Annotated in this window: 14 protein-coding genes; 10 read left to right on the forward strand and 4 right to left on the reverse strand. The window is 61.4% G+C overall.

Annotated features, from left to right (window positions below; genetic code table 11):
• Positions 1-34 precede the first annotated feature (34 nt).
• Both IEY47_RS12590 and IEY47_RS12595 read left to right on the forward strand, forming a co-directional pair.
• Entirely contained in the window at positions 35-718 is a 684-nt protein-coding gene (locus tag IEY47_RS12590) for a DUF2848 domain-containing protein (protein ID WP_188983593.1), read from the forward strand.
• Positions 719-726: 8 nt separating this feature from the next.
• The gene (locus IEY47_RS12595; RefSeq protein WP_188983594.1) at positions 727-2,073 is read left to right on the forward strand and encodes an amidase; all 1,347 of its coding nucleotides are present in this window, start codon (positions 727-729) and stop codon (positions 2,071-2,073) included.
• Positions 2,074-2,366: 293 nt separating this feature from the next.
• Here IEY47_RS12595 and IEY47_RS12600 read toward each other — a convergent pair whose 3' ends face one another.
• Entirely contained in the window at positions 2,367-4,649 is a 2,283-nt protein-coding gene (locus IEY47_RS12600) for a YgiQ family radical SAM protein (protein ID WP_188983595.1), read from the reverse strand.
• Between the two features lie 305 nt (positions 4,650-4,954).
• Between IEY47_RS12600 and IEY47_RS12605 the strand changes: the two genes are divergently transcribed.
• Entirely contained in the window at positions 4,955-5,815 is an 861-nt protein-coding gene (locus tag IEY47_RS12605) for an SDR family oxidoreductase (RefSeq protein ID WP_188983596.1), read from the forward strand.
• Entirely contained in the window at positions 5,808-7,064 is a 1,257-nt protein-coding gene (locus IEY47_RS12610) for a D-mannose isomerase (RefSeq protein WP_188983597.1), read from the forward strand. The genes IEY47_RS12605 and IEY47_RS12610 overlap by 8 nt, the downstream gene beginning before the upstream one ends.
• A 227-nt stretch (positions 7,065-7,291) precedes the next feature.
• Here IEY47_RS12610 and IEY47_RS12615 read toward each other — a convergent pair whose 3' ends face one another.
• Both IEY47_RS12615 and IEY47_RS12620 read right to left on the reverse strand, forming a co-directional pair.
• The gene (locus IEY47_RS12615; RefSeq protein WP_188983598.1) at positions 7,292-8,434 is read right to left on the reverse strand and encodes an alpha/beta fold hydrolase; all 1,143 of its coding nucleotides are present in this window, start codon (positions 8,432-8,434) and stop codon (positions 7,292-7,294) included.
• A gap of 202 nt (positions 8,435-8,636) precedes the next feature.
• Positions 8,637-9,560: a LysR substrate-binding domain-containing protein gene (locus tag IEY47_RS12620; protein WP_188983599.1), complete on the reverse strand. Its 924-nt coding sequence runs from the start codon at positions 9,558-9,560 to the stop codon at positions 8,637-8,639.
• Between the two features lie 168 nt (positions 9,561-9,728).
• On the opposite strand from IEY47_RS12620, the gene IEY47_RS12625 reads away from it, so the two are divergent.
• The 5 genes from IEY47_RS12625 to IEY47_RS12645 all read left to right on the forward strand — a co-directional run bounded on the left by IEY47_RS12625 (position 9,729) and on the right by IEY47_RS12645 (position 15,968).
• Complete coding sequence (locus tag IEY47_RS12625) at positions 9,729-10,625, forward strand: glycine betaine ABC transporter substrate-binding protein (protein WP_188983600.1); 897 nt, start codon at positions 9,729-9,731, stop codon at positions 10,623-10,625.
• 85 nt (positions 10,626-10,710) lie between these two features.
• Positions 10,711-12,747: an NADH:flavin oxidoreductase gene (locus IEY47_RS12630; RefSeq protein ID WP_188983601.1), complete on the forward strand. Its 2,037-nt coding sequence runs from the start codon at positions 10,711-10,713 to the stop codon at positions 12,745-12,747.
• A gap of 409 nt (positions 12,748-13,156) precedes the next feature.
• The gene (locus IEY47_RS12635) at positions 13,157-13,915 is read left to right on the forward strand and encodes a substrate-binding periplasmic protein (RefSeq protein ID WP_188983602.1); all 759 of its coding nucleotides are present in this window, start codon (positions 13,157-13,159) and stop codon (positions 13,913-13,915) included.
• A 3-nt stretch (positions 13,916-13,918) separates the two neighbouring features.
• Positions 13,919-15,241 carry a GGDEF domain-containing protein gene (locus IEY47_RS12640; RefSeq protein WP_188983603.1) on the forward strand — a complete coding sequence of 441 codons (1,323 nt, stop codon included), beginning with the start codon at positions 13,919-13,921 and terminating at the stop codon, positions 15,239-15,241.
• A gap of 13 nt (positions 15,242-15,254) precedes the next feature.
• Positions 15,255-15,968 carry a substrate-binding periplasmic protein gene (locus IEY47_RS12645; protein WP_188983604.1) on the forward strand — a complete coding sequence of 238 codons (714 nt, stop codon included), beginning with the start codon at positions 15,255-15,257 and terminating at the stop codon, positions 15,966-15,968.
• A gap of 58 nt (positions 15,969-16,026) precedes the next feature.
• Here the strand turns inward: IEY47_RS12645 and IEY47_RS12650 are convergent, their stop codons facing one another.
• A complete protein-coding gene (locus IEY47_RS12650) occupies positions 16,027-16,329 on the reverse strand; it encodes a DUF6482 family protein (RefSeq protein WP_188983605.1) in 303 nt (100 codons plus the stop codon).
• A 249-nt stretch (positions 16,330-16,578) separates the two neighbouring features.
• Between IEY47_RS12650 and IEY47_RS12655 the strand changes: the two genes are divergently transcribed.
• The gene (locus tag IEY47_RS12655; RefSeq protein ID WP_188983606.1) at positions 16,579-16,791 is read left to right on the forward strand and encodes a hypothetical protein; all 213 of its coding nucleotides are present in this window, start codon (positions 16,579-16,581) and stop codon (positions 16,789-16,791) included.
• The last annotated feature ends 27 nt before the right edge of the window (positions 16,792-16,818 follow it).

Below are 16,818 nucleotides of genomic sequence, written 5' to 3' on the forward strand. Positions count from 1 at the left end.
CCGCGCGTGATGCGCTCAACCTGAGGACATTTCCATGAAACTCGACTTCACGCTCGAAACCCAAGCCGGCAGCCAACCGCTTCACGCCGACATCCATAACCTGATCATCGCCGGCTGGGCGGGCCGTGACATGGACGCCATCGAGCACCACATCCAGGAGCTGGCGGAAATCGGCGTCCCACGTCCGAGCGCCGTGCCGCTGTTCTACCGCGTGGCCAGCAACCAACTCGTGCAGGATGACGTGGTGCAGGTCGTGGGCGACCAGTCCTCCGGGGAAGTGGAGGCCTTCGTGTTCACCGTCGATGGCGTGCAATACCTGAGCATTGCCTCGGACCACACCGACCGTAAGCTCGAAGCCTACAGCGTGGCGCTGTCCAAGCAGCTGTGCATCAAGCCGGTCGCGCGTACCGCGTGGCGCCTGGACGAAGTCATCGATTACTGGGACGAGCTGCAGATTCGTGCACGTATCGTCGAAAACGGCGAAGAGGTGGCCTATCAGGACGGCACGCTGGCTAGCCTGCGCACGGTCACCGATCTCGTTCAACGCTACAACGGCGGCGCTGCCTTGGCGGATGGCGACGGCATGACCTGTGGCACTGTCGCGGTTATCGGTGGTATTCGCCCGGCCGTGGTCTTCGAAATGGAGCTGTACGATCCACGCCGCCAGCGCAGCATCCGCCATCGCTATTCACTGACTATCCTGCCGGAAGTTGCCTGAGGCCCCCTATGCTGCCCACTCTAAATACCGTATCTGCCGACCTCGACGCGGGACGCGCGACGTCGGTTGGCTTGACCGAAGCGGCACTGGTGCGCGCCGCTGACCCACAAGGTGAAGGCGCCCGCGTGTTCACTCGACTGGACCGGGATGCCGCACTCGCCAGCGCACAGGCCTCCGACCGGCTTCGTGCTGCTGGCCTGGCGCGTTCGCCACTCGAAGGGGTGCCCATCTCGGTCAAGGACTTGTTCGACATCGCCGGCCAGCCGACACCGGCCGGTTCGACGCTGCTCAGTAAAGCGCCCATCGCCGAGCGTACGGCGGTTGTCGTCGAACGCTTGCGCGCGGCCGGTGCCGTCATCATGGGGCGTACCAACATGACGGAATTCGCGTACTCCGGGCTGGGGATCAACCCTCATTACGGCACGCCGCGCAACGCTTGGGATCGCGCGACCGGCCGCATCCCCGGTGGCTCTTCGTCAGGCGCTGCCGTTTCGGTCACCGATGGAATGGCGTTCGCGGCGATCGGTTCGGACACCGGTGGATCGGTGCGAATCCCGTCGGCCCTGTGCGGCTTGACGGGTTTCAAACCCACCGCTAACCGGGTCCCCATGGACGGCGTGCTGCCGCTTTCCAAAGCGCTGGACTCGATTGGGCCGCTCGCGGCGTCGGTCGAGTGCTGCGCGATACTTGATGCCATCATGGCTGGAGAGCGCTATACACCGATCGCACCGAAACCGTTGGAGACCTGCACGTTCGCCGTTCCGCGCAATGTCGTACTCAATGACCTCGACGAGACCGTGGAAACCGCGTTCAAGGCCGCCTGCAAAACGCTCGAGGCGGCCGGTGCGCGCGTCATGCTGCTCGACATTCCCGAGTTCGATGCCCTACCCGCGCTGAACGCCAATGGCAGCTTCACTGCCGCTGAAGCCTGGGCGTATCACCGGCACTACATTGCCGAGCGCGCGGATGAATACGATCCCCGTGTGGTGTCGCGTATTGCTTTGGGCGAGAAGATGTCGGCGGCGCACCTGCTCGACCTCATCGCGGCGCGCCAGGATTGGATCGACGCCGCCGAGAAGCGCATCGACGCATTCGATGGGCTGCTCATGCCGACGGTGCCGCAGGTAGCGCCCTCCATTCAGGCGCTGATCGACGATGAAGCGCTGTACTTCCGCACCAACGGACTGATGCTGCGCAACCCGACCTTCATCAACTTCCTGGATGGCTGTGCGCTTTCGCTGCCGTGCCATGCGCCGGGCACGGCACCGGTAGGCCTGATGCTCGCGGCTGCTGGCGGCAAGGATCACCAGGTGTTGTCGATCGGGTTGGCGATCGAAGCGGCCCTGAGACCGTAGCTGGTTTGATGCTACAGCGGCGCGGCGCCCTTCTTTTGTAGGGGCGACTTCAGTCGCCTATGTGCCGTCCTCGCTAGGTGGAATTCCACCGGCCACGTGTTTGGGCTAGGTGTGCCAAGCAGAAAGAGGGTGTAAGGCGCGGAGATACCTGGATCGCCCACAAGTGGGCTCCTACAGGAGGGCGCAACCGCTGCCCTCGCTGGGTGAATAGGGGTAAATGCTGGGATTTCGAGGAAACTCGTGGCCGGCTGGCTCCTGCGCGTAAGCGAAGGAACTAGCCGGCTGGTGGTGCGCTAGCGAGGTGCGACCGGGCGCTTCGATCCCTTGCCTGATTTGGGCTTGCGCTTGTCCTGCTGATTTTTCGCGAACGCTTCGGCCTTGGCTTGCTCACGCTTGTCCCAGGGCTTGGAGCCGTCCGATGCGCGCGGTGGCAGACCGGTGTGCTGGGTCTGAATCCGACCGCTCGCCCCCACTTTCTTGCTGCCGACCGGCGTCGAGTTCTTGCGGCGCGCGCTCTGGTAGCCGCCATCGCCCACCGGCTGGGTTGCCGGAATGAGTTGCTGCTTGCCCGGCCCGATCAGATCGGCACGGCCCATGGCCTGCAACGCCTCGCGCAGCATCGGCCAGTTCTTCGGGTCGTGGTAGCGCAAAAAGGCCTTGTGCAGACGGCGCTGACGCTCGCCCTTGACGATGGTCACCTCGTCGCTCTTGTAAGTGACCTTGCGCAGCGGGTTCTTTTTGCTGTGGTACATCGCCGTGGCGGTGGCCATCGGTGACGGGTAGAACGCCTGCACCTGGTCCGCGCGGAAGCCATTGCGCTTGAGCCAGAGCGCGAGGTTCATCATGTCCTCGTCGGTGGTGCCCGGGTGCGCCGCGATGAAGTACGGAATCAGGTACTGCTCCTTGCCCGCCTCCTTCGTGTACTTCTCGAACATCTGCTTGAAGCGATCGTAGCTGCCGATGCCGGGCTTCATCATCTTGCCCAGCGGCCCTTCCTCGGTGTGCTCCGGCGCGATCTTCAGGTATCCGCCGACGTGGTGCGTCACCAGCTCCTTCACGTACTCGGGCGACTCGACCGCGAGGTCATAGCGCAGGCCGGAGGCGATGAGGATTTTCTTCACGCCCGGCAGATCACGCGCGCGGCGATACAACTGAATCAACGACGAGTGATCGGTATTGAGGTTCTCGCAGATGCCCGGCCATACGCACGACGGCTTACGGCAGTGCTTCTCGATCTCCGGATCCTTGCAGGCGATGCGATACATGTTCGCCGTTGGCCCGCCGAGGTCGGAAATGACGCCAGTGAAACCCGGAACCTTGTCGCGGATTTCCTCGATCTCACGAATGATCGAGTCTTCCGAGCGGTTCTGGATGATGCGGCCTTCGTGCTCGGTGATAGAGCAGAACGTGCAGCCACCGAAGCAGCCACGCATGATGTTCACCGAGAAGCGAATCATGTCGTACGCGGGGATCTTCTCACCCTTGTACTCAGGATGCGGCACACGGGCGTACGGCAGCCCGAAGACGTAGTCCATTTCCTCGGTGGTCAGCGGAATGGGCGGCGGATTGAACCAGACATCCTGCTCGCCATGACGCTGCACCATTGCACGCGCGTTGCCGGGGTTGGTCTCCAGGTGCAGCACGCGGTTGGCGTGGGCATAGAGCACCGGGTCGGACTTCACTTTCTCGTAGGACGGCAGGCGGATGACCGTCTTGTCTCGCGTCAGCTTCGGGCTCGGCAGCAACTGCACGACTTTGGCTTCGTTCGGGTCTTCTACCGGTCCCTTTTCTTGCTCGATGGCGCAGGCCTGGGTGTCCTGGGTATTCACGTACGGGTTGATGATCTTGTCGATCTTGCCCGGACGATCGATACGCGTGGAGTCGATCTCGAACCAGCCCTCGGGCGTGTCGCGGCGGACGAAGGCCGTACCGCGCATATCGGTGATGGCTTCGATCGGCTCGCCCGCGGACAACCGCTGTGCGATGTCCACCACGGCACGCTCGGCGTTGCCGTAGAGCAGGATGTCCGCCTTCGAATCCATCAGGATGGAATGACGAACCTTGTCCTGCCAGTAGTCGTAGTGCGCGATGCGGCGCAGCGACGCCTCGATGCCCCCGAGCACGATCGGCACACCTTTATAGGCTTCGCGGCAACGCTGGCTGTAGACCATGGATGCGCGGTCCGGACGCTTGCCGGCGGAACCGCCCGGCGTGTAAGCGTCGTCGGAACGGATTTTCCGGTCCGCCGTGTAGCGATTGATCATGGAATCCATGTTGCCCGCGGCCACGCCGAAGAACAGGTTCGGCTTGCCCAGCTTCATGAAGTCGTCTTTCGACTGCCAGTCCGGCTGCGCGATGATGCCGACGCGGAAGCCCTGCGCTTCCAGCAGCCGCCCGATGATGGCCATACCGAACGACGGATGGTCCACGTAGGCGTCGCCGGTGACGATGATCACGTCACACGAATCCCAGCCGAGCAGGTCCATCTCCGCCCGGCTCATCGGCAGGAACGGCGCGGGACCAAAGCATTCGGCCCAGTACTTGGGATAGTCGTACAGCTGCTTGGCGGCTTGCATATTTTTTGATCAGACAGGGCTTCACGGGGGCGCGGAGATTAGCACAAATTTTGACCAATTCCGATTCCGTTGCTCGGGAATTTGGGGGGGTTCGAGAGTGCGATTCGAGGCGCGACAACCGACCGAAAAGCGATCGCCCACAAGTGGGCTCCTACAAAGGCGCGGTGTTGCTCTTCTGTAGGAGCCCACTTGTGGGCGATCGCTTTTGCTTTGCATCACCACCACCGCCCGTCAGCCATTCGGACCTTCGTCACTCGCCGCCCTCCCTAACCACACATAGGTTTTAACTCGTTAAGGAGACGTCCATGAGCAACAACTTCCCTCCCCAGAAACAAGACCGTCTGCCCGGCCGGGAAACCGAAATGAACCCGCCTGCGGAGTTCATTCGCGAGGACTATCGCGGCAGCGGCAAACTGGCCGGCAAGGTGGCGCTCATCACGGGCGGCGACAGCGGTATCGGTCGCGCCGCTGCCATCCACTTTGCCCGCGAAGGCGCGGACGTCGCGATCGTCTACTTCGATGAGCACGACGATGCCGCCGAAGCCAAACGGCTTGTCGAGGCAGAGGGGCGACGTTGCATCATCATTCCTGGCGACGTGCGCGACAGCGCCTTCTGCAAGGCCGCGGTAGACGAGACCGTCAAGAGCTTAGGCGGGCTGCACGTGTTGGTGAACAACGCAGGCCACCAAGTGGTACAGACGCGCCTCGAAGACATCACCGATGAGCAGTGGGAAACGACCTTCGCCATCAACATCCACGGCTACTTCTACATGGCCCGCGCGGCATTGGAACACCTCAGCCCAGGTAGCTCGATCATCAACACGACGTCGATCAACAGCTTCGTCGGCAACGCGATGTTGGTGGACTACACCAGCACCAAGGGCGCTATCGACGGTTTCACTCGCTCGCTTTCCCAGCAATTGATCGAGCGTGACATTCGCGTCAATCAGGTCGCGCCAGGCCCGATCTGGACGCCATTGCAGCCCGCCAGCATCGGTCAGCACGATCCTCAGAAGGTGGCGTCACTGGGAAGCGAGATGCCCATGGGGCGCGCGGGTCAACCGTCCGAACTTGGCCCGGCATACGTTTACCTCGCCAGCAACGATTCGTCGTACGTCAGCGGGCAAACGATCCACGTGAACGGTGGGAAGGTGGTTAATGGCTAAATCTTCGTTACCGACTGGCAGTTGGCTCGCCAGCGTTGACCACCAGGCGTGGCTCGCTGCAGAGGGCATGCGCTTGCAGCTGTTCTCCCGCGCAAGCCGCGTCGCCGACGGGTATGCGAGCCTTGATCGCGTCGGTCGTCTGCCGGAAGGCGCCACGGCCGACACCATGACGACCGCCCGGATGACCCACTGTTATGCCCTCGCCCACCTGCAAGGCATACCTGGCTGCGCAACATTGATCGACCATGGCATCGCCGCACTCACGGGCCCATTGCAGGATCACGAACATGGTGGCTGGTTCGCCAAGCCGCTTACCGCGGGCAATGAATCAGCTGAGAAGCAAGCCTACCTGCATGCCTTCGTCGCGCTGGCCGCAAGCTCGGCGTCCATCGCGGGACGCCCCGGCGCGGATACGCTGTTGAACGATGCGGCGAGCGTGTTGCGGGAGCGTTTTTGGTCAGAGCAAGACGGCGCCTTGCGTGAGTCTTTCTCGCGGGACTGGCAGAAGCCGGAGGCCTATCGCGGCGCCAATGCCAACATGCACGGGGTCGAAGCCATGCTGGCGCTGGCCGATGCGCTGGACCAACCGGAATGGCTCGACCGCGCATTGCGTGCCGCCGAGTGCGTGATCCATCGCCACCGAGAGCTTGCCGACCACTTGGTGACGGAGCACTTCGATGCAAGCTGGCAACCGCTCCCCGAATACAACGCCGATAACCCGGAAGATCAGTTCCGTCCGTACGGGCTGACACCCGGCCACGCGTTCGAGTGGTCGCGACTGCTGTTGCATCTCGAAGCCTCACGCCAACGTGCGCGGATGAAAACGCCGCCATGGCTACTCAGGGATGCTCGGGCGCTGTTCGAGGCCGCCGCATGCTACGGCTGGGCCGCTGACGGTAACGCTGGCATCGTCTATACCGTCGATTGGGCGAAGCAGCCCGTAGTTCGCCAGCGCCTGCATTGGCCCGTGGCCGAAGCGATCAATGCGGCGGCGGCGCTCACGCGCCGTACGGGTGAGGCGCAGTACGAGAGTTGGTATCGCCGGTTTTGGGATTACGCGGACGCTTATCTCATCGACCGCGCCGATGGCAGCTGGCATCACGAATTGAGCCCAACCAATACGCCGGAGGAGCGGATCTGGTCCGGTAAGGGCGACTTGTACCACGCCTACCAGACCACACTGGTGCCGCGCTTGCCGCTGGCGCCGGGGATGGCGCTGGCAATAGGCAGCGGAAAGTTGGAGCGGTAACGGTTACCTGCCCTACGACGCCCTCGTCTCGTAGGGCAGGTTAAACCCGCATAAGCCTTGGCACCGTTGCTGGCATGACATTGCAGCATCCGGGTTGGCACCCGGTCTACAAGAGCCGGAGGGCGGGTAAAACCCGCGGCTTTACCGGGGGCGCTGTGCAACCCGCAATCTTTGGCGACTGAAGTCGCGCCTACACTTATAAGCTGACGCGTCAGGTTGCCTATCTGCTATTTGCCACCAACGATCATTGCGGCGTCCGGGGTGACCTCCACTTTCGAGCCCTTGCCGATTCTTACCGCATCGCGCGTGGGCTCTCCTGTCTTTAGGAATGCCACGATGTCGTCAGCCAGGGGGACCGGCGCTTCCCATTGAAGGTTGTGACCGAAATCACCTACTTGTAGCCCGTTATCAGGCAACGGCTCGACACCGTATTGCTTCCAGTAGGTCGGCGTGCCCTGCCCGCGCGCGCTAGCAAGGGCTTCCTGTAGCATTTCCTGGTCTGGCTTTAGCGGGAACACCGTGTCCTGCGTGCCCCACAACGCCAAAGTCGGCACCTTCAGATCACCAAGGTGCCCGCTGTTGTCGTAGGCCAGCAGCGCCTCGGTCGCGCCGATCCATGTGCCCATCTTCACCTGCGCCGTCTCGTTGCTGACCGCCTGGAGCAAAGCCGGATCGGCAAAAAGCGAGACGACCCAGACCTCCGAGAGCCACGTTTGGATGTTTGGATCGGCATCTTGCGGCGTTGCGTTGTAGATTGCCTCTGGAGAAGTGATGCCTTTGGCCTGTAATCCTTCTGCCCAGGCGCCATGAACCGGGTCATCCAGAAGGTAGTAGCTCAATATGGGATTGTCCTTCGACGCCGCCGTGGAGCCCAACAGGATCGTGGCAGTTACCCGCTCCGGGTGGGTAAGGGCCAGTTCCTGCGCAATCAACGAGCCCATTGAGCTGCCAGCGACGGCGGCCTTCTCCAGCCCTTTAGCATCCATGAAGGCGATCAGGTCATCCGCGAAATGTTTCGGCGTAAAACACGCCTTCGGGTCAGCCGCGCACACGTTCGGGTCGGGCATCGACGCCGCCCCGTGGCCCCGCTGGTCGACCGCAATGACATGCAGAGATGGATCTTTCTGCTGGATAGCGGCCATCGTGTCCGCCCACGAGCGCGCGCTGCCCGTGAGCCCGTGCAGCAGGATCAATGCGGGTCCATCCTTCGGTCCGGTTTCGACGTACGCCATGCGGATCCCGGTCGAAAGGTCCGTAAAACACTTTCCAATGTCTACGCTGGGACAATCGCTGCTGGCCTCCTGGGCACAGGCGACCGTCGCAAGGGTCGATAGCGCCAGGGTAGCAAGTGCGTTCTGTGCCAGGTTCATGTCGGTATTCCTCTGTTGTCGGTGCGATCGGCGTTTCGTCATGGACTGTCCGAGCTCTCGTTTTGTGCCTTCAAACAGGCACAATCTTTGTGGCCGAAAGCGTCATGGCGTTACCGCAGAAAATCTAGACCCCAAAGACGCGCCATCGCGCAGATGGCGTTCAGATCAGAGCGGGTCCAGTTACTTGAGAGGTAACTTTCGCTCACGCGCCGTCTAGCGGAGCGGTTCGTGCCCACCAATCGGAGAACAACTGCATCGCGGACGGATTGCCGCCCTTTTCATTGAACGCAAGGTAATAGCCGCGTGCACTGCGGTATTCCTGTTCGAACAGGCGAACCAGACGACCATCAGCGATGTAGTCCTGCAACATGCCGGTACAGCCCAGGGCGATTCCCTTGCCGTCCAATGCAGCCTGGATCAACTGTGAATAGTTGTTGAACGACAGCCCGGCGGTGGGCAGGGAACCGGTATAGCCCACCACTTCGAACCAGTCGGACCACCCTACGACGGGCCAGCTGAAATAACGCCAGTGCTCACGATCCAGATGCAACAGCGGGCACTGGAGCAGATCAGTGGGTGCCTGCAAAGGCGTTTTCAGGAAATCAGGCCGGCACAGCGGCACGATGGACTCATCGAACAAGCGCTGCATGCGAATGCTCGGTCCCTGCCCTTCGTCTCCACTGATGAATGCGATGTCGATGGTCTCGCCGCGCATGTCGACCTCCCGGTCCAGCGCCATCAGACGAATGCCGATCTGGGGATATTCGGAACGAAAGGCTTCCAGCCAGGGTAGCAGCCAGAAGGTCGAGAACGCGATGGTCGCACTGACGGTCAGCGACCCGTAGCTGCCGGTTCCGATGTCTTCGACGGCCTGGGCGACGCGCTCGAGACTCTGTCCGACCGCCTCGTACAACCGCTGGCCAGCCGCAGTCAGGCTCACGGCGCGGTGCTCACGCACGAACAACGACTGCCCGAGGTGCTGTTCGAGTTGGCGCACCTGGCGGCTCACGGCGGCCTGCGTAATGCACATTTCTCGTGCAGCCGCAGTGAAACTGAGGCGGCGCGCAGCGGCCTCGAAGACCACGAGACCGGTCAGAGAAGGTAGTCGTCGCCGAAGTTTTTCCATTACCTGAAGTAATCCGAAAGCGGCTGATTAGTCGTTTGTCGTCCACACGATCCGCATGGCTTTATGAAGTGGAGGGGGCCGAGACCCCCGACCATCGTGGTAACAAACACCTGAAGCATCTCCTGCCTGTAGCAAAAGCAATACCAATAAAATCTCGGGAGGAACGCCATGAGCCTGTTGAAACGCTGGACGTACGCCTCGATCGCCTCGATCGCATTCACCACGGCGGGCATCGCCCCGCTCGCTCACGCCGACAGCGGCAAGCCCATCACCATCGGCTGGGTCGCCTGGGACGATGCGGAAATTTCCGCCAAGCTCGCTGCAAAAGTTATCGAAGAACAAACCCAGCGCCCCGTGAAGTTGGTCATGGCGGAAATCGGTATCCAGTTCCAGGGCCTGATGAGCGAAAGCGTGGATGTCATTCCCATGGTTTGGCTACCCGCCACCCACAAGACCTACTGGGACAAGTACGGCAGCCAGCTCGAAGACCTTGGCGTGCTCTACGAAGGCCGGATCGGCTGGGCCATTCCTGATTTCATTCCCAAGGAAGAGGTCTCCTCCATCGAGGACCTGAACAAACCGGGCGTGGCGGAAAAATTCGACGGCACCATCCTTGCGGCATCACCTGGCACGTCCCAATACGTGCTTTCTGGCACCGCCATCGAAGCGTACAGACTCAAGGGATACAAGGTCGTCCCTTCGTCCGAAGCCGGTATGGCGACCCAGTTCGGCAAAGCCGCTGACAAGGGCGACTGGGCCATCCTCAACGCGTGGAATCCGCACTGGATGTTCACCCGATGGAAGATGCGTTACCTCGAAGATCCGAAGCAGGTATTCGGAGGTACCGAACAGATTCACATGGTCGCCCGCCAAGGCTTCAAGGCCGATGAACCGGAGGTTGCGGGCTTTCTTGCGCAGTACTCGATTCCCTTAGCGGATCTCGAGAGCATGCAGCTTGCAGCCCAGAGTGCTCCGAAGGAACAAGTGATCGACGACTACTACCGGGCCCATAAACCTCGTTTCGCGGCGATGTTCCAGCCAAAGCCCGTGGCTGCTCAGCGCTAAGCGCACCACAGCCACTTGTTTTCCTCCGGACACCTGCCTTCGCTCGCTCGAATCAGGCCCCCGTTTGCACGCGAGAACCGCCGCCATGCACAACGATCCACTTCTTCAGCCCTTCTCGATCCGTCACCTGCACCTTCGCAACCGGGTGGTCAGCACCTCCCATGAACCCGCCTACAGCGAGGCCGGCATGCCTAAGCGTCGCTACCGTGACTACCTCGTGGAAAAAGCGCGCGGCGGCGTTGGCCTGAACATGTTCGGCGGTTCGGCCATCGTAGCGCCAGACAGCCCACCCGCGTTCGGTAACCTGGAAATCTACCGGGACGAGATCGTTCCGTGGTTCCGTGACCTTAGCGACGCCGTACACGAGCACGGCAGTGCGCTGATGTGCCAGATATCCCACCTCGGCTGGCGAGGAAGCAACTTCACCGGCGATTGGCTGCCGCTGATATGGCCCAACCACGGCCGCGAGCCTGCGCACCGTAGCTTCACCAAAAAGGCTGAAGAATGGGATCTCGCGCGGATAATCGACCAATACGCCAGTGCCGCGCTGCGTTGCCGGGAGGGCGGCCTCGACGGCGTAGAGATGGAGGCCTACGGCCACTTGCTGGATGCGTTCTGGTATCCGACGAACGACCGCGACGATGCCTGGGGCGGGAGTCTGGAAAACCGGATGCGCTTCTCGCTCGAAGTGGTCAGCGCCGTGCGCAAGGCGGTTGGCTCGGATTTCATCGTCGGTATCCGCATGGTCGTGGACGATGCGACACCCGGAGGTCTAGGCGAGGAAGAAGGCCTGATGATCGCCCGAACCCTGCAGGATCACGGCATCGACTTCATCAGTGTGATCAAGGGGCGTATCGACAGCGAGGTCACGCTATCGAAGGCGATTCCCGGCATGGGCACACCGAGCGCGCCGCACCTGGCGCTGGCAGGCGCGGTCAAGCGAACGGTGACGATTCCGGTCATGCACGCGGCACGCATCAGCGATGTGGCCACGGCGCGATATGCCCTGCGTGAGGGCTTCGTCGATCTCGTCGGCCTTACCCGTCCCCAGATCGCCGACCCACATTTGGTCGCCAAGGTCGCCGCGGGGCAGGAGGACCGCATTCGTCCGTGCGTAGGCGCCAGCTATTGCATTGACCGAATCTACATTTCCGGCCAGGCCCATTGTCTGCACAACCCGGCAGCCGGGCGGGAAGCGCTACTGCCTCACGAAATCACGGAGAAATCCGCCACCCCGCGCAAGGTGCTGATCGTCGGCGCCGGGCCTGCGGGCCTCGAAGCCGCAAGGGTCGCGGCGGAGCGTGGCCATGACGTCACCGTTCTGGAAGCCGCCGCCCAGGCCGGCGGCCAAGTACGGGTTGCGGCCATGCCCATGCGCCGACGAGAACTGCTAGGCCTCGTGGAATGGCGCGTCAGCGAATGCGAGCACCTTGGCGTGCACTTTCGCTACAACTGCTTCGCAGGTGAAGACGAGGTGCTGGCCGAAGCGCCCGACGTGGTCATCATCGCCACTGGAGGGCTGCCCAACACTGAATTTCTCGACGCTGGAAACGAACTCGTCTCCAGCACTTGGGACGTGCTTAGCGGAGACGTCAAACCAAGCGGTGACGTGCTCGTCTTCGACTACCACGGCGGCCATCAGGCGATGAGCGCGGCCGAAACCCTATGCGAACGGGATGGCGTATCGCTGGAGCTCGTGACCAGTGAACGCAGCCTGGGCCCGGACGTCGGCGGCCTGAACATGCCCGCGTACCTGCGCGCGTTCGCCCGGCACGATGTGCGCCAGACACTGGGCCATCGCGTAAAGGCGGTTGCACGAGAAAACGGCCGCCTGAAAGTGACGCTGCACGATGACTACGGTGAACTCACCCGAGAACGTATCGTCGATCACGTCGTCGTCGAGCATGGCACGCTGCCTCTGGACGACCTGTACTTCGCGTTGCGTAATTACTCAACCAACGCTGGAGAGCTGGATCAGGCAGCCTTCGTGGCGCTCGAACCACAGCGCATCGAGCGTAACCCCGACGGGCGCTTCCAGCTTTTCCGTATAGGCGATGCGATCAACAGCCGTGATATCCATGCCGCCATCTACGACGGCATGCGACTCACGCTGGCCCTTTGAATCCCGTTCACAAAAAAGGGCGCACGGGCAGAAGCTGGCGTGGGCCGGCTCCTATCAAACAAAAAATATCCCATCGATTCATAAGCAAAAAACACAAGCAGAGTCGTTAACCTTGTGGGAGCGAGCCGGGCTGCGATCCGCTCCCACGGATCGCCATGCCTCCTGTTTGCTGCGTGACGCGCGGCGCCTCGGCGGCGGGATGGCTCCCACAGGGAAAGAATAGACGCCGTTTTATCCGTCCTACACTATCCCCACTGCGACGGAGTGCATACTGGTCGACTTACACAAGCGCGACCTTGTGTCGGCCCGGTTCAAGTCCGCGATGGATGGGCCGATACACTTGTCAGTTTCTCCCCCGCGATCAGCACGCGTAACGCAACCCTGATTGCGAGCCGCCAGATGGGCTTGTATGACTTCGATCCGACTTCATTTGAGATTGATTTATCTGCTTGCGGGCATGTGCTGGAGCTTAGCCGCAACAGCTGAATCGATTCGCGTCGTTACCGAAGAGCTACCGCCGTACAACATGACGGTGAATGGGCGCCTCACCGGACTCAGCACGGAAATTGTCCAGGCATTGCTGGAGGAAGCGGGCGTAGAAGCGAGCATCCAGTCCATGCCGTGGGCGCGCGCCTACGACATCGCCCTGAACGATGCGAACGTCATGATTTACTCGATCACGCCAACGCCGGAGCGCGAACCGCTGTTCAAATGGGTCGGTGTCGTCGCTTCGTCGCGTTGGGCGCTCTACAGCAACGGTACTAGCGACATTCAACTGCGTACCCTCGAAGATGCACGCCGCTACCAGATCGCTACCGTCAAACAGGATGTCGGCGAGCAGTTCTTGATAGCCAATGGTTTTCAGACCGGCAGTGGCCTGCAATCCAGCACGCGCTACGAACTGAATTACCAGAAGCTGCAGCAAGGCCGGGTCGATCTATGGATATCCAACGAACTGAATGCGGCCTACCTGGCGCGTGCCGCTCAGGACAATCCGGCACTTACCCTGCGCCAAGTGCTGCAAATCCCCAAACTTGGCGGCGCGGATGGATTGAAGATCGCCTTCAGCCGCCGTACGCCGGACGAGACCGTCGAGCATTTCCGCAAGGCCCTGCAGCGCCTGCATGACAACGGCGTATTCGATGCCATTACCGAGAAGTGGCTGTAACCCATGCCCGATAAACACGCCCTTCAGAAACCGAATAACTCGCTCGGCCGTCGCCTGGTGGTCGCGACACTGGGGTTTTGCTTGCTGTTCACCTGCGTGACGGTTGGGCTGCGTAGCTGGTTTGCCTGGCAGAACAACCTGGCCAACATCCGCAGCGAGCTGGCGCTGATCGACCAGGTGTTCCAAGGCACCCTTTCCAAGGCCATTTGGGAAATGGATACCGAATCACTCGAGAGCCAAATGGAAAGCGTCGCCGGCGCAACGCCCGTGGGCCGCGTATCGCTGAGGATCTTTCGAGCAGGACGTGAAGCGGAGGTCATCGTTCGTTCGACTGCCGATTCCCGCGTGTTCGAGCAATCGCCTTCGTTACGCCGCGAACTGACCTTTTCGCCCTATGCGGGCGCCGTCGAGCATGTCGGCACGCTCGAAATCGATGCCAACCAAACCGTACTGCGCGAGCGGCTGTACCACGAGATCACTAATATCCTGGTCACTCAGGTCGTGCAGTCGTTATTGCTGGCCGGGCTGATCATGTGGATGTTCAACCATTCGGTGACGGTCCATGTCCAGCACATCGCGCGGCACCTGAATCGTCTTTCTCCGGACACGCTCAAGGCAAAGCTCAGCTTGCAGCGCTCCCCCAAACGCCGCGACGAGCTAAGCCTGCTAGAAGCCGGCGTCAATGACGTGCAGGACAAACTGGCCGATCACCTCGACCGGCAGCGCCAGTACGAACACGATCTTGCTGCCCACCGTGACCATCTGGCCGAACTCGTCGATGCGCGGACGGCGGAGCTCAGCGAGGCGAACCAGCGGCTGGAAGAACTCTCCCGTAGCGACCCGCTCACCGGACTTGCCAATCGACGTGAGTTCGATGACGTGAAGGAAAAGGAATTCAGGCGCGCCGTGCGCAGCGAACAGCCACTGGCGGTGCTGATGTGCGACATCGACTTCTTCAAGGCCTACAACGACCTCTACGGCCACGCCCAAGGCGATCGCTGCCTGCGCGACGTCGCCGACATCCTGCGGCAGAGTTTCGCCCGTGCAGGCGAAGTCGTGGCGCGCCTGGGCGGTGAGGAGTTCGCCGTACTGCTGCCGGGCCTAAATCTTGAAGAAGCGGCCCGGGTTGCAGAACGCGCCACGTCGGCACTCGCCGAGCGGGCCATTCCCCATTCCGCATCCCTGGTGAGCGATCACGTCACACTGAGCATCGGCCTTGCGACGCTGGATACCAAAGCCATGGACCACTTTGATCAATTGCTGAGTCAGGCCGACCAGGCGCTGTATCGCGCCAAGCACAGCGGCCGCAATCGTGTCGCTTGCTGACAAGGAGAATGTCATGCGCCCCAATCGTCTTCCCATGCTTTGCCTGCTGGCGGTATTCATCGCCGGTCCCACCCATGCCGAACGCATTCTCGCGGTGACCGAGTCGAGCTCCTATACCTATCTCGAGAACGGCAAGGTGTCTGGCCCGGCGACCCGCGTAGTGGAAGCGACCCTGCAGAAGGCGGGGCTGACCGACTATGAAGTGACCCTCTACCCATGGGCCCGCGCGTATGACATGGCGTTGCGCGAACCGAACGTACTCATCTACGTGATCGCCCGCACACCGGAACGCGAGCACCTCTTCAAATGGGTCGGCAAGATGGACGACACCCGACCGCAGTTCTATAAGCTGGCGGACCGGGAAGACATCCATGTGGGCGCGCTCGAGGAGGCAAGTCATTACCGCGTCGGCGTGATCCGTGACGACATGCGTCATCAGTACCTGGAGCAGCAGGGGTTCGAGCGACTGGTGCTCTCCGCACAGAACAGCGACAGCTTTCGCAAACTGGTCAATGGTCAGGTCGATTTGTTGCCTCTACCGGAGCGCGAAGCACGACGGCTAGCCGTGGAAGCCAATGTGGACTTCTCGATCCTGCAACCCGTGTTTTCGCTCGACGCGTTATCGACGCAGCTTTATCTGGCGTACAGCGTGAGCACGTCGGACGCCATCGTCGAGCGTACGAGGCAGGCTTTTGAACAAGTACGTAAGGCGCTTCCCGCGCCCTAGGCGAGCTATTCGCGGTGGGCGGCAAATAAGCCTGGGACGGCGCATCAGACGCGAACGTTTACATGTTCTTGCGCAGAGAAACGGGCTCGCGAGAATGTACCGACTCAGAGGGTTGTCCGACCATCTCGTCGTAAACCGCAGGCTGAATGAGGAACGAGGGCACGTCAGCGATACTCGCCAGGTGCTTCTTGGCCTCGTCAATGGATGCTACATGTAACGTCTCCCCATCCGCGTCGCGGACCGCGAAGGATTGCTCACCCACGACGCCGTGGACGGCATAGGAGCCGCCTTCGACCGAAACCAGATGGACTTCGGCTACCTCACCGTTCTTGGCCATTTTCTTGAGTTCATCGAGGGTCATTGTATGGCTCCACTTCTTCAGGCTGATTGAAGAGGTTGACCCGAGGCGAACCGCGGATGCTCAGACAATCTGCCAGACGGACGGCATTTCCCGCTTCGTTCGTCCGATCTCTGCGCTCGGGTTCTGCGTAGCCGTTGCCCGAGCGATAGCATGTTGGCACCCTAATGCCTCTTTCAATGGTGCGCTTCGGTAACGCCTGTGGGATCACAGGGTTGCCCGCGTCGACGTCAAGGATAGGAGGGATATGACGTGTTCAAGACCTTGATTCTTTTGGTCCCGATTGCAGGAACGATCCTCGTGGGCTGGTTCATCTGCACCCGCATGACGCTGGAACTCAGCCGCAACCGCCGCGTGCGCGCTCGCGAGTGGGCCAGGCGCCTGTTCGACGCCAGCCTGATTGCTGCGCTTGTGGGGTTGCCGATCAGCTTTTCGATGATGATCGTGTTGAACAGCGGCTTCTGAGCCCGCCTATTCAGCGTCGCGGGCAAT

This window comes from Pseudomonas matsuisoli, from assembly GCF_014647635.1.
Classification (GTDB): domain Bacteria; phylum Pseudomonadota; class Gammaproteobacteria; order Pseudomonadales; family Pseudomonadaceae; genus Pseudomonas_P; species Pseudomonas_P matsuisoli.

Bases quoted from the DNA above. Each gene is read 5' to 3' on its own strand.
- IEY47_RS12590 (WP_188983593.1), top strand. From the start codon at position 35: ATGAAACTCGACTTCACGCTCGAAACCCAAGCCGGCAGCCAACCGCTT.
- IEY47_RS12595 (WP_188983594.1), top strand. From the start codon at position 727: ATGCTGCCCACTCTAAATACCGTATCTGCCGACCTCGACGCGGGACGC.
- IEY47_RS12600 (WP_188983595.1), bottom strand. From the start codon at position 4,649: ATGCAAGCCGCCAAGCAGCTGTACGACTATCCCAAGTACTGGGCCGAA.
- IEY47_RS12605 (WP_188983596.1), top strand. From the start codon at position 4,955: ATGAGCAACAACTTCCCTCCCCAGAAACAAGACCGTCTGCCCGGCCGG.
- IEY47_RS12610 (WP_188983597.1), top strand. From the start codon at position 5,808: ATGGCTAAATCTTCGTTACCGACTGGCAGTTGGCTCGCCAGCGTTGAC.
- IEY47_RS12615 (WP_188983598.1), bottom strand. From the start codon at position 8,434: ATGAACCTGGCACAGAACGCACTTGCTACCCTGGCGCTATCGACCCTT.
- IEY47_RS12620 (WP_188983599.1), bottom strand. From the start codon at position 9,560: ATGGAAAAACTTCGGCGACGACTACCTTCTCTGACCGGTCTCGTGGTC.
- IEY47_RS12625 (WP_188983600.1), top strand. From the start codon at position 9,729: ATGAGCCTGTTGAAACGCTGGACGTACGCCTCGATCGCCTCGATCGCA.
- IEY47_RS12630 (WP_188983601.1), top strand. From the start codon at position 10,711: ATGCACAACGATCCACTTCTTCAGCCCTTCTCGATCCGTCACCTGCAC.
- IEY47_RS12635 (WP_188983602.1), top strand. From the start codon at position 13,157: ATGACTTCGATCCGACTTCATTTGAGATTGATTTATCTGCTTGCGGGC.
- IEY47_RS12640 (WP_188983603.1), top strand. From the start codon at position 13,919: ATGCCCGATAAACACGCCCTTCAGAAACCGAATAACTCGCTCGGCCGT.
- IEY47_RS12645 (WP_188983604.1), top strand. From the start codon at position 15,255: ATGCGCCCCAATCGTCTTCCCATGCTTTGCCTGCTGGCGGTATTCATC.
- IEY47_RS12650 (WP_188983605.1), bottom strand. From the start codon at position 16,329: ATGACCCTCGATGAACTCAAGAAAATGGCCAAGAACGGTGAGGTAGCC.